The following is a 13,015-nucleotide window of genomic DNA, read 5'->3' on the forward strand; positions in this document are numbered from 1 at the left end:
GCCCTCTTTTTGTTTTGCCTTTATAAATAGAATGGGATTGTATAGGTGAACGCTTATTGTGGATACGTATACGATCTTGGGACTTTTTGACTATAAAATAGGATGAAAGCATAGCTTTCTTCTATTTCTTTGGTGAACCCTTATCCGTTTACGAAAACACAGGCAGCGACCTGTGTTTTTTATTTTACGTAATCGAAATGGAGGAATAAATATATGGAAGAAGTATTACAAAGAGCAGTTTTAGTTGGAGTAAATGTAGGTAATGAAGATGATTTTGCATATTCGATGGAAGAGTTAACAAATCTTGCGGAAGCTTGTGATGTAGAGGTAATTGGGCAAGTAACGCAAAATTTACAACGAGTAAATCCATCGCATTATATCGGAAAAGGAAAGATTGAAGAAGTAGCAGCGTATGTACAAGAAATAGATGCGAATATGGTCATCTTTAATGATGAATTATCTCCTTCACAAATTCGAAATTTAGAAGAGGATTTAGATTGTAAGGTAATTGATCGCACCATTTTAATTTTAGATATTTTTGCGCAACGTGCGAAAACGAAAGAAGCACAGCTACAAGTAGAAGTAGCACACCTTCAGTATATGATGCCTCGTTTAATCGGTCTTCGTGAATCGTTAGGGAGACAGAGTGGCGGCGTTGGTACGAAAAATAAAGGTGTCGGTGAGAAGAAGTTAGAGTTAGACCGTCGTAAAATTGAAGAACAAATTTCAGTTTTGAATAAAGATTTAGAAGCGCTCGTTGCCCAGCGTCAAACGCAGCGAAAGCAACGTAAGAAAAATGAAATACCTGTTGTAGCATTAGTAGGCTATACGAACGCAGGAAAGTCAACGACGATGAATGCAATGCTTGAAATTTATAATGGTACAGAAGAAAAACAAGTATTTGAAAAAGATATGTTATTTGCGACGTTAGAAACATCTGTACGAAATATTGATTTGCCAGATAATAAATCATTTTTATTAACGGATACAGTTGGATTTGTAAGTAAATTACCACATCATCTTGTGAAGGCGTTCCGTTCAACGTTAGAAGAAGTAGCGGAAGCAGATTTACTTATTCACGTCGTAGATTACGCAAATCCAAATTATGAACAATTAATTGATATTACAAATGAAACGTTAAAGAAAATTGGAGTAGAAAATATTCCAACGATCTATGCTTATAACAAATCAGATATGGTGGATGTTGAAATTCCGAAAGTACAAGAAGACCGCGTGTATTTATCTGCGAAGAAACATGTTGGAATTGAAGAGCTTGTAGAAATGATTCGTTCCCATATTTATAAAGAATATACGAAATGTGAAATGTTAATTCCGTACGATCAAGGACAGGTAGTTTCGTATTTCAATAATCATGCGCACGTTTTATCAACGAGTTATGAAAATGAAGGTACGAAACTAGAAGTGGAATGTAAGACGAGCGATTACGAGAAGTATAAGCGTTTTGCAATTTAATGTAAGAGGCAACCCAGTTTGTGATTGGGTTGCCTTTTTCTATAATGTTTTACTGCTGAAAGTTACAAGGATGCAAGTCAATGATGGGAGTTAAGTTATATTTCTGGAAAAAGAAATGAAAGCAGTATAGAATAGAAATGTTTCAAAAGTCAGAATTTATTACACCTACTGTAATAAATATATATTTTGTACAGAAAGGAGCGATTCACATATGCAGGCAGTTTCACAAAAAAACACAGTAGAAACACCGACAATATATCGAATATTATTTGCGATTAGTTTCGGACATTTTTTAAATGATTCGATGCAAGCAGTTGTGCCGGCGTTGTTTCCTATTTTGGAAAAAACGATGAATTTATCCTATATGCAAGTAGGGTGGATTGCGTTTGCGTTAAATATGACGTCATCGATTATGCAACCGGTGTTTGGTATGTATTCAGATAAGAAGCCGTCACCATTTTTATTACCACTCGGTATGTTTTCAAGTATGCTTGGAATGATTGGACTCGCGTTTGCACCAAACTTTATTATTGTTATTATTTCTGTTTTATTTATTGGCTTAGGTTCCGCAGTCTTTCATCCAGAAGGCGCTCGTGTTGCGTATATGGCGGCAGGTGCAAAACGAGGGTTAGCGCAAGCGATTTATCAAGTTGGGGGAAACACGGGGAATTCTTTAGCTCCTATTTTTACAGCGCTAATTTTCGTTCCACTCGGTCAAATTGGTTCATTAGGTTTTACAGCATTTGCAGCAGTAGGAATTGCATTATTAATTTTCGTATCGAATTGGTACAAAAATGAATTAGCAACCGGCGCTGTAAGAAGGAAGAAGAGAGCTGCGCTTGAGGCGGAAAATGCAATTGTAAGTACACACATTAAATTTGTTATTATACTTCTTGTTTTTCTTACTTTTGTGCGCTCTTGGTACGGTGCCGGTATCGGGAATTTCTATCAATTTTACTTAATTGAGCATTATGGTTTATCTATAAAAAATGCCCAGTATTTCGTATTCGCATTTATGATTGCTGGTGTGTTAGGCACTTTCTTCGGGGGACCGTTAGCAGATCGATTTGGTAAGAAAAACATCATCGTATTTTCAATGTTAGGTTCAGCGCCACTTGCGCTGTTATTACCACATGTCTCACTTGTGTGGGTCGTACCTTTATTTTTATGTATCGGTTTTATTAGTTCAAGTAGTTTTAGTGTAATTGTTGTATACGCGCAAGAGCTTGTTCCGGGAAAAGTAGGGATGGTATCAGGTCTAATTGTAGGTCTTGCGTTCGGCCTTGGTGCTCTAGGTGCTGTAGTACTAGGAAAGTTAGCTGATATATATAGCCTTCAGTTCATTATGATATTATGTAGTTGTTTACCGTTAATTGGACTTACTTCATGGTTATTACCAAGTGATAAGAAAACGATAGAATAGGGGATGCACTATGAAATTATGTGAAAACGTAACAGAATTAATAGGAGATACACCTGTCGTCCGATTATCTAAATTTATTCCGGAAGACGCAGCGGACGTGTATGTGAAACTAGAAATGTTTAATCCATCACGTAGTGTGAAAGACCGTGCTGCTTATAATTTACTTCACGTTGCAGAAGAAAATGGTCTCATTAAACCAGGGGATACAATTATTGAACCGACAAGCGGGAATACAGGAATTGGTTTAGCGATGAACGCAGCAGCTAAAGGGTATAAAGCGATTTTAATTATGCCAGACAATATGTCAAAAGAGCGTATTAATTTATTGAAAGCATACGGGGCAGAAGTAGTTTTAACACCAGCAGAACAAAGAATGCCAGGAGCAATTGCGAAGGCGTTAGAACTGCAAAAACAAATACCGAATAGTTTTATCCCGCAACAATTTGAAAATCCAGCTAATCCGAATATTCACCGTTATACGACTGCACTTGAAATTTACGAACAAATGGAGGGAGAGCTTGATGCTTTTGTTGCAACGGCAGGAACAGGCGGAACGATTACAGGGACTGGTGAAACGTTAAAAGAGCAATTGCCAAACTTATATATTGCAGTAGTGGAACCGAAAGGATCTCCCGTTTTATCCGGTGGTGTACCAGGTCCTCATAAACTAGTAGGAACAAGCCCAGGATTTATTCCGAAAAACTTAAATACAGAAGTGTATAACGAAATTATTCAAATTGCAGACGAAGAGGCTTTAACGACAATGAGAAACTTAGCTAGACAAGAAGGATTATTAGTTGGGCCATCTTCTGGAGCATCTGTTTACGCTGCAATCATGATAGCGAAACGTCTAGGCGTTGGTAAAAAAGTTTTATGTATTGCGCCTGATACAGGTGAACGTTATTTGAGCATGGGGTTATTTGAATAAAAAGGATAGAAACACCTTAATAGTGAATAGCTGCTATTAAGGTGTTTGTTTTATGGAATGAAGAGGGGGAGAAGAACAATGAAACTATTAAAACCAATCCATGAATATAGTGAGCGTATTACGGCGTATAGACAAGCGTTTTTACACTCAGGGGAACAACCACATGGAAGTAGTTCTTTACAAAACTTTGATTCTCTTGATGAATGGTTTGAAAAAGTGAGTAAACAAGAACTAGGAGAAAATTTACTAGCTAATCGAGTGCCATCTAGTCAGTTTTTAAGTTTTGAAAAAGGGGAACTTATAGGTTTTGTGAATATTAGACATAGATTAAATCCAGAATTATTACGGGAAAGCGGTCATATTGGATATAGTGTCCATCCGAATAAACGTCGCCACGGTTACGCTACGAAACAACTACAACTTGCATTAGCTGAAGCGCAAAAATTAGGATTGCAGAAAGTATTAATAACTTGCGATAAATCCAATATCGGTTCTGCTAAAACGATTCAAAAGGTTGGAGGTGTGTTAGAAAATGAAGTAGTTTCTTCTCGTACTGGTGAAGTTATTCAGCGCTATTGGATAGAAATATGATTAAGTAGGAATTTGAAAAGGTAATGCAAGCTGTAATATCGAAATAGATAAATGAAATATAGGGGATTACTGCAATTTTAGGGGGAAATGAAATGGGATTAAAAGAGAGAGCGATAGAGATGTCAGAGATTTATAGGCAAAATCCGAAAGTAGAAGCTATTATTTTAGCGGGTTCAGTAGCTAGAAAGCTTGAAGATGAAGATCGTAGGGCCCCTATTTATCATATTGATGGGAAAATATTATCGTATCATCCGTATGAGGAAGAAGAATGGTCGGAAACGTATTTAACGAAAGAGGGAATTAAATTAGAGATTAGTAACTTTTTAACAGAGACAGTAGAGAAAGTAATTTCGGATGTGGTGGATCAATATGATATAAATTATGAAAAAAAATGTATTGTATCATCCATTCATGATGGTGTTAGTTTGTATGGAGAAGGGAAAGTGAATGAATTAAAAGAAAAAGTAGCGGCATATCCAGATGAACTAGCAAAACTGATGATTTCAGAAAATCTATGGTTAAGTAATCGTTGGCACAATCGAAAGGCGCTTTTAAAACGGAAAGATTGGCTTATGCTTTATGACGTTATTTGCGAAGTACAAAGGAACGTATTCGGTGTTTTATTTGGTTTGAATAAAATGTACGTACATCATCCAGCGTTTAAATGGATGCCTAATAATGTGGAACGAATGACTATTAAACCTGAAAAATTATATGAACGTATGGCGGACACATTAATAGGGAATCCAGAAAAAAGTGTGCAGGAGTTAGAGTTGCTAATAGAAGAAGTGTTGCAACAAGTTCATACATACGCGCCAGGAGTAAATGTGGATGAGCAAGAAAAATCTATTTTTTATTTTGTGAAATAGAAAATAGTAATAAGGGGGAAGTTATGGGTTTTTTTAATAGGTTTTTTAAAAAAGTTGAAAAAGTAAATGAGCAAGAAGCTACCCTTCATGAATTAAGTGAAGAATTGTATGTTGAATCACCGGTAGAGGAAGCGACTAGTTACTGGGTATCAATGGCACAAAATATAATTGTTAATGCTGTAAAAGCGGCTGACAATGATGTGGAACGTGCCTTCGTGTTATTGAATTTGAAGAAAGGTGAGGCTTCATTTGATATTTTTTATCAAATAAATGGGCAATTGTATTTCTGGGATCAGCTAGAAAATGAGACGATAAGAAATAGAATTCAGAACGAGTTGTTACCGCAAGCTCCAGAAGTTTCAAATGCAGTAAATGAGCAATTTCGTGGAGCTGATCACCCTATAATTTCGTTCGCACAATTGCAGTTTGAATGGGAAACGAAAGCCTGGTTCTCACATATAATTTGGGAAGATAGCCTTGCTGCTCAATTGCCCAAAACTCAAATTCTAAATGAATGGTTTCGTGTAATTAAAGAAGAAACAAAAAATAGACCACTGGATAGTGATGCGAAATTTTCTTGGTATCCATCAAACTCTTAAAAAATGAATACAGAGAGACAGGTTATGTTTCTAGATGATTTGTATTATTGAATAAGTATCAATAATACGTAATTCTTTTTCTATTGCCTGTTAGAATTCGTTATGTACTAAGCTACTTGTTTTCTAAACTAAAACTTATATTTCGAATTTTTAAATAGATTGTAATACATAAAAATTCGAAATATAAGTTGACACTATTTTTAATGTGTGATAAAAATGATAGTAATCAATTCGGAAAATAATATTTGGGCAATGAAAGGGTATAGTAGTGAATATCTCCCTATTTCAGAGAGCTGATGGTTGGTGTGAATCAGTATATAGATTATTCATGAAGTTCGTCCTGGAGCATCTTTCATAAATCTCATATTTTGAGGAAATGAAAGACGGTAGTTTATACCGTTATCAAATAAAGTGGTGAAGATTTTTTCACAACTAGGGTGGTACCGCGATATTTATCGTCCCTACGTATTTACGTAGGGACGTTTTTTATTTAGGTCCTAACTTTGGTGTGGCTTCATAACTAGGGTGGTACCGCGATATTTTATCGTCCCTACGTTTTTGCGTAGGGGCGTTTTTATTTAGGTGGTTTCTTAGTGTTCTTCACAACTAGGGTGGTACCGCGATATTTTTGTCGTCCCTACGTATTTACGTAGGGGCGTTTTTTTATTATTAGGGAGGAAGTGAACGTATTAGAAAAGAGTATTGATAGAACAATATAAATACCGAATTGTAACAAAGAAAAAGAGATAGAGAGGAGATTAACAAATGAATTCACAGCAATGGACATCGAAATTAGGTTTCGTATTAGCTGCAGCAGGTTCGGCAATTGGTCTTGGGGCGATTTGGAAATTCCCATATATGGCCGGCATTGGAGGAGGCGGAGCGTTCTTCCTAATTTTCATCGGTTTCACATTATTAATTGGTTTACCGCTATTATTAGCTGAATTTGTTATTGGAAGAAGTACACAAAAAGAGGCTGTTGATGCATATAGAGAGATTGCTCCTAAAACGTTATGGCCTTGGTTAGGTAAATTAGGAATTGTAACATGTTTCATATTACTTTCTTTCTACAGTGTTGTAGGAGGCTGGATTTTATTATATTTATGGAATGCGATTACAGGTAGACTATGGGAAGGAAATGGAGCATACGAAGCTACGTTTGGTGAAATCATTTCCAATCCATATTTAGCAGTTGGATCACAGCTATTATTCATCCTTATTACTATTTTTATCGTAAGTAAAGGTGTACAAAATGGTGTTGAAAAAGTAAATAAATATTTCATGCCAGCACTATTCGTTTTATTCTTTGTATTAATCGTTCGTGCACTTACGTTAGATGGTGCTGGAGAAGGAGTTCGTTTCTTCTTACAACCTGATTTCTCACATGTAACATCAGAAGTTATTTTATACGCAATGGGGCAATCGTTCTTCTCATTATCTGTTGGGGTAGCCGTTATGGTAACGTATAGCTCATACTTACCGAAAGAAGAAAGCTTACCACGTTCAGCATTTTCTATCGTAGCCTTAACTCTTGTTATTACATTACTTGCAGGACTTGCAATTTTCCCAGTTGTGTTCGCATTTGGAATGGAACCATCTCAAGGACCGGGACTATTATTTATCGTATTGCCAGCTATTTTCAGTAAAATGGCATTCGGAAAATTATTCTTCATCGTTTTCTTATTATTATTCTTCTTCGCTACGATTACATCAGCAATTTCGATGTTAGAAATTAGTGTCGCATCGTTAACATCAAAAGGTAAAGGGAAACGTGAAAAAATGGCCTTAATCGTAGGGTTATTAATCTTCGTTGTTGGGGTACCATCAGCATTATCATTCGGTATATTAAGTGATCTGAAGATTTTCGGGAAGACAGTCTTTGATTTAGCGGACTATGCAGTAAGTAACGTATTAATGCCACTTGGTGTATTATTAGTTTCTATCTTTGTTCCTTTAAAAATGAAGAAAGATGTATTAATGAAAGAGCTAGGTGTAAGTAAAAATAAAGGTTATAAACTATTCGTATTATGGTTATTCTTACTTCGTTATATCGCACCAATTGCGATTATTATCGTATTCTTAAATGTACTTGGCATTATATAAAAAGAAAGGTAGCGTATCATACAAAGATACGCTACCTTTTTATTTTGCTCTTTTTTGCAATTCATTTACTGTTACGAACTGATAGCCCTTCTTAGATAAAATTTCGTGCTTTAAGAAGGGTGTGGATGCAAGGAGAAGGAATTTATCATATAATAAAATGCAAAAGGTATATTAGGAGGTGTTTATATGGCGATTATAATTCAATTGCCAGACACTGCAACGTCTCATGCAAAGCCAAGTATGGAAATGGCGATACTTTGCGTGAGGTAGACAAGTAATATACAATCGCCTATATGAGCTCGTATCATTTTTTATATTTGGCTTTGCACCTTATTGAAATGAACCATAAAAAATAAGGGGCGAGCAGAAATGAAATACGTAAAAGCTAATGCTGTTTTACCGGAGAGTTTAATTACTGAAATTCAAAAGTATATACAAGGTGAAACAATTTACATTCCGAAACAAGAAACGAAACATTATAAATGGGGTACACGATCTGGCGGAAGAAAACAATTAGATGAAAGAAATAAAGCAATTAAAGAAGCGTTTAAAAGTGGGATTGCTATTCATCAACTTGCAGAAGAATATTTTCTTTCTGGGGAAACGATTAAAAAGATTGTGTATTCTAAATAAGAGGAAAAGAGTCTGATTCATATATTACTTTGAATCAGACTCTTTTTGTTTTATATGTATTGGATATATGAAGTGTGAACGGGCATGATAATAGAAAAAATGTGCCGTTTTTTTATTAAATGCTATACAGAACATTTGAAGAGTAGAAAGGTGAACATATATGAATCATATTGGACAAATAACGATAGAGCTTTTAATTGGTTTTTTTGTTCTATTAATTGCTACAAAAATATTAGGGAAAACACAAATATCTCAGCTAACGCCCTTTGATTTTATTTCTGCAATCGTCCTAGGTGAGCTCGTTGGAAATTCAATATATGATCCTAAAATTAAAGTATGGTCTATTTTATATTCAGTATTTGTTTGGGTAATTTTAATTTATACTATTGAAGTGATAACACAAAAAGTAAGAGGGACAAGAAGGTTTTTTGAAGGATATCCTTCAATTATTATTCGTAATGGAAAGATTGATCGTGAACAATTAAGCGTAAATCATTTGGATATAAACCAATTACAACAAATGCTTAGGCAACAAAAAGATATATTTTCAATCCGAGAAGTTGAATATATGATATTGGAACCTAACGGAAACATAAGCGTTTTGAAAAAAAGTAAATACGAATCTCCTACTGTAAATGATTTAAGTTTAAAACATAAGCCTGTATACTTACCAATTTCATTAATTAGTGATGGAAAAGTAGTTAAGGATAATTTGAGGGAAGCGGGATTTGATGAAGGGTGGCTTTATAAACAAATAAAGCAAAAAGGAATTACTAAATTTGAAGACGTATTATATGCGGAATGGAAAACGGATGATGGCTTCTTTTGTCAGGAAATGCAGCGGTAGAGAATAAGTGATATATGTAATGTTTGTTTCTAAGTTATCTTTTACATATCAAAAAACGTAATCATTGTATACAATAAAACTAGATCAACAATTTGTATGGAGTGATAAAGATGGAAGCGTTTATTAGAAGTGATCAATATAATTTTATAAAATCACAAGCTTATATTTTAGCAAACGGGCATGCAACGGCAAATGATAGAGGTGTAATTCAAGCGTTAAAATCGCTTGCGATTGAAAAGATAATACATGTATTTGAGAATTTAACGGATGAACAGAAAGAGTTAATTGATACGGTATTAACAGTTCAAAATAGAGAAGATGCAGAATCATTTTTAATGAAAATAAATCCGTATGTAATTCCGTTTCAAGAAGTTACAGCACAAACATTAAAAAAGTTATTTCCTAAGGCGAAAAAGTTAAAACTTCCTGATATGGAAGAAATAGATATGAAAGAAATATCTTATTTAAGCTGGATTGATAAGGGATCAAGGAGGAAATTTATTATAGCGAAAAATGATAAAAATAAATTTGTTGGTCTGCAAGGAACGTTCCAAAGTTTAAATAAAAAAAGCATTTGTTCATTATGTCATGGGCATGAAGAAGTAGGAATGTTTTTAGTTGAAATTAAAGGCGATGTACCAGGAACTTTCGTTAAAAAGGGAAACTACATTTGCAAAGATGGTGTAGCTTGCAATCAGAATATGAAATCGCTAGATAAATTGAACGATTTTATTGACCGCTTGAAGAAATAACGAGAAAACCTCTAGTATTTAAACTGGAGGTTTTTATTTTTTGAAGAAGTAAAATAAGCTTTCTTTGTAAATGTAGATTTATAATGAAATTTGATAAAAATATCTATTATGATACAGTTGCTTATATGCAAGGAGGTAAAACATGGATTACCTTTTATCGAAAGAAAAAGTGAAGCGATGGCCCAAAGATATGATAGCGGCGGGGCGTTGTCATACTGTTGGCCTTAAATCGGATGGCACGGTAGTCGCGGTAGGTAATAATGAATTTGGCCAATGCGATGTAGGTAGCTGGCGCGACATTCGGTTGCCTGGCAAATAGTCAATTTACAATAAATGATTAGTAATATTATTCTATTTTAGGAGTAATTATGGAATAGGATATGTAGAAAATAATTAAACTTAAATCTACTGAATAAGAATCTCTTTTGAAAGGGATTCTTATTATTTTTCATAAAATGAGGGCCTAAATGGAATTTTTGAACAAACTATATTTCAAAATTACAGTAGAAGATATAAATAAAGTATAGAGGAGATAAAGGAATGCTTAAAAGGTTTTTGCTTTCTTTACCGGATGTTTTACTTATATGTATCGTTCTTTACATAACGTACACAAATTCTTTTAGCTTTGGACAAATGTTAGTAATTTCAATTGCAATCGGAATCATTGGTGGTCTTGTTATAAGGATTGGTAAGGATGTATTTATGTATATAAGGTGGACAATGAAACAGAGGAAATCTTGAATACGTTGTATTGCTATTAGGAGGAGATGAAATGACTAAGAAAAAGAGTAGAGTGAAAAATGAAGTAGCGCTTTGGGCATTAACAGCGGTTGTTCTCATCATTGTATGGTACTTTTATCAAAAATAAAAACGCATCGTATTAAAAAAGCACGATGCGTTTTTATTATTTTTTTTGCCAATTTTCTTTAATAAAGTCTTCACGACCAGATTCCTTTTGCTCAGTAGCATATTTCTCTGGATTCTTTTTATAGAAATGTTGGTGGTATTCCTCTGCTGCGTAAAAAGGTGCAGCAGGACGAATTTCAGTCACGATTGGATCTTTAAACATACCGCTTTCTGTAAGAGCTTGTTTTGATTTTTCAGCAAGCCCTTTTTGTGTTTCGTTATGATAAAAAATAGCGGTACGATAAGATGGACCACGGTCAAAAAATTGTCCGCCATCATCAGTTGGATCGATTTGTGGCCAATATAAGTCTAGTAATTTCTGATAAGGAAAAATAGAAGGATCGAATGTAATTTGAACAACTTCTAAATGTCCAGATGTTCCAGCTTTTACTTGTTCATATGTTGGGTTTTCTACATGACCTCCTGCATAGCCAGAAAGTACTTTATGAATACCAGGAAGTTCATCAAATGGTTTTACCATGCACCAAAAGCAACCGCCTGCGAAGGTTGCGAGTTCGTATGTTTTTTCGGACATTGCTGTAATCCTCCTAAATGTATATGTTTTATATAGTATTATATAAATTGTTTTATTGCGCAATAAAAAAGATTTGAAAATATATGTTTTTTATAAACAAGATCCTCCGCTCACATCAATTAATTGTCCAGTTACCCAGCGGCTGTCTGGAGAAGCAAGGAATGCAGCAGTATCGGCAATGTCTTCTACTTCACCTAAGCGATTGAAAGCGGAAATAGTAGTAGCGTACTGCTTCATCATCGGGTCGCTCAAGAGTTCTGCATTCATATCTGTTTTAATAAATCCTGGAAGTATTGCATTCACCGTTATTCCTCGTGCTCCAAGCTGTTTTGCTAGCGTAAAAGTCATTGTATTAATAGCGCCTTTCGTCATACTATATGCAACAAAATCAGGTAAAGAAATGCGGGTGGCAGCGGATGAAATATTAATAATTCGGCTATTGTCACGTAAACGTGGCAGTGCTTGTTGAATGATAAAGAATGGTGCTTTTGCATTTACTGAAAACATTCTATCAAAAAATTGTTCAGTCGTTTCTTCAATAAAAGCACCAGGACCAATGCCAGCATTGTTTATTAAAATATCAAATTGTGTTTCACCAGTGTGCTTTTGTAATTCAGTATCTAAAGCGTTATAAAGGTTTTCTACACCGTGTAAGGATTCTAAATTTGCGCCGATAGAAAAAGCTTGGCCACCATCTGATCGAATTTCATGAACAGTTTCTTCAGCGTCATCTTTTCGATTACCGTAATGAACAGCAACCAATGCACCGTCATTTGCTAAACGTTTAGCGATCGCTCGTCCAATTCCTCGGCTTGCTCCTGTAACTAACGCTACTTTCCCTTTTAACATAGTTTCCTCATCTCCTCATAAACTTTATAAGTTTTTCTTTATGTAGTAATGCAAACATACTTAAGTAATATATGAGTGTATGTAAGTAATGCATTCCAATTTTGATTTGAGAAAAAATAAATAGAATGAATTTTGATTTTTTTGAGAAAACATGTTGACAACGAAAAGAACAACGTCCTATAATACGTGTAACAAATAAAAGTTAATTAAGAATTTTCTAACTTTATATGTTGTATATGCAAAGAAGAGGAAAGTAGATGATTATGATCGTTTCAGAGAGCTACTCCAAGGCTGTGAGGGTAGTAACAATCGAATCATTGAAGATCACCTCGGAGCATCGCTTGCGAAAGGGAAACTGAGTAGAGGGCGGCGGCATCGTCTCCGGTAAAAGGACGGAGGTCTGATTGGACCTACAAAGCTTATATTTCGTGAGAAGTATAAGGAAGCTGAGTGGTAACGCGAAACTCTCGCCTCAGCAATCAAAGCTACTAAATTGTAGTAGTTGAT

At 35.0% G+C, this 13,015-nt stretch carries 13 protein-coding genes, 1 pseudogene and 1 other annotated feature; of the genes and pseudogenes, 12 read left to right on the forward strand and 2 right to left on the reverse strand.

Features of this window, described 5'->3' with window-relative positions; all coding sequences use genetic code 11:
• The first annotated feature begins 213 nt into the window (after window positions 1-213).
• The 12 genes and pseudogenes from hflX (at window position 214) to N2V80_RS08965 (ending at window position 10,959) form a co-directional block, all read left to right on the forward strand.
• Window positions 214-1,473, forward strand: a complete 1,260-nt coding sequence (gene hflX, locus N2V80_RS08910; protein ID WP_000393282.1) for a GTPase HflX — start codon at window positions 214-216, stop codon at window positions 1,471-1,473.
• A gap of 211 nt (window positions 1,474-1,684) precedes the next feature.
• Window positions 1,685-2,896: an MFS transporter gene (locus tag N2V80_RS08915; RefSeq protein WP_001149411.1), complete on the forward strand. Its 1,212-nt coding sequence runs from the start codon at window positions 1,685-1,687 to the stop codon at window positions 2,894-2,896.
• 10 nt (window positions 2,897-2,906) lie between these two features.
• Window positions 2,907-3,824 carry a cysteine synthase A gene (gene cysK / locus N2V80_RS08920; protein ID WP_061654562.1) on the forward strand — a complete coding sequence of 306 codons (918 nt, stop codon included), beginning with the start codon at window positions 2,907-2,909 and terminating at the stop codon, window positions 3,822-3,824.
• 78 nt (window positions 3,825-3,902) lie between these two features.
• Window positions 3,903-4,415: a GNAT family N-acetyltransferase gene (locus N2V80_RS08925; RefSeq protein WP_000771279.1), complete on the forward strand. Its 513-nt coding sequence runs from the start codon at window positions 3,903-3,905 to the stop codon at window positions 4,413-4,415.
• A gap of 92 nt (window positions 4,416-4,507) precedes the next feature.
• Window positions 4,508-5,284: a DUF4037 domain-containing protein gene (locus N2V80_RS08930; RefSeq protein WP_061654561.1), complete on the forward strand. Its 777-nt coding sequence runs from the start codon at window positions 4,508-4,510 to the stop codon at window positions 5,282-5,284.
• A 23-nt stretch (window positions 5,285-5,307) separates the two neighbouring features.
• Window positions 5,308-5,883, forward strand: coding sequence for a hypothetical protein (locus N2V80_RS08935; RefSeq protein ID WP_000505545.1), 576 nt, complete (start codon window positions 5,308-5,310; stop codon window positions 5,881-5,883).
• 243 nt (window positions 5,884-6,126) lie between these two features.
• Window positions 6,127-6,349 (forward strand) — a binding site (T-box leader).
• A 299-nt stretch (window positions 6,350-6,648) separates the two neighbouring features.
• On the forward strand, window positions 6,649-7,986 hold the full coding sequence (locus N2V80_RS08940; RefSeq protein WP_001088187.1) for a sodium-dependent transporter: 1,338 nt from the start codon (window positions 6,649-6,651) through the stop codon (window positions 7,984-7,986).
• Between the two features lie 369 nt (window positions 7,987-8,355).
• Window positions 8,356-8,619: a CD3324 family protein gene (locus N2V80_RS08945; RefSeq protein ID WP_000878325.1), complete on the forward strand. Its 264-nt coding sequence runs from the start codon at window positions 8,356-8,358 to the stop codon at window positions 8,617-8,619.
• 160 nt (window positions 8,620-8,779) lie between these two features.
• On the forward strand, window positions 8,780-9,466 hold the full coding sequence (locus N2V80_RS08950; RefSeq protein ID WP_001015535.1) for a DUF421 domain-containing protein: 687 nt from the start codon (window positions 8,780-8,782) through the stop codon (window positions 9,464-9,466).
• A 110-nt stretch (window positions 9,467-9,576) separates the two neighbouring features.
• Window positions 9,577-10,218 carry a FusB/FusC family EF-G-binding protein gene (locus tag N2V80_RS08955; protein WP_061654560.1) on the forward strand — a complete coding sequence of 214 codons (642 nt, stop codon included), beginning with the start codon at window positions 9,577-9,579 and terminating at the stop codon, window positions 10,216-10,218.
• 142 nt (window positions 10,219-10,360) lie between these two features.
• Window positions 10,361-10,519, forward strand: a pseudogene (locus N2V80_RS08960) (RCC1-like domain-containing protein); the annotation flags it as partial.
• A 239-nt stretch (window positions 10,520-10,758) separates the two neighbouring features.
• Window positions 10,759-10,959 (forward strand): hypothetical protein, encoded by a 201-nt coding sequence (locus N2V80_RS08965; protein ID WP_000919320.1) that lies wholly within the window; start codon window positions 10,759-10,761, stop codon window positions 10,957-10,959.
• Between the two features lie 163 nt (window positions 10,960-11,122).
• On the opposite strand, the gene msrA is transcribed toward N2V80_RS08965, so the two are convergent.
• Both msrA and N2V80_RS08975 read right to left on the reverse strand, forming a co-directional pair.
• Window positions 11,123-11,659 carry a peptide-methionine (S)-S-oxide reductase MsrA gene (gene msrA, locus N2V80_RS08970; protein WP_001291887.1) on the reverse strand — a complete coding sequence of 179 codons (537 nt, stop codon included), beginning with the start codon at window positions 11,657-11,659 and terminating at the stop codon, window positions 11,123-11,125.
• 90 nt (window positions 11,660-11,749) lie between these two features.
• Window positions 11,750-12,508 carry an SDR family oxidoreductase gene (locus N2V80_RS08975; RefSeq protein WP_061654559.1) on the reverse strand — a complete coding sequence of 253 codons (759 nt, stop codon included), beginning with the start codon at window positions 12,506-12,508 and terminating at the stop codon, window positions 11,750-11,752.
• Between the last annotated feature and the right edge of the window lie 507 nt (window positions 12,509-13,015).

The sequence above is a fragment of the Bacillus sp. FSL W8-0640 genome (assembly GCF_038007725.1).
Lineage (GTDB): Bacteria > Bacillota > Bacilli > Bacillales > Bacillaceae_G > Bacillus_A > Bacillus_A cereus.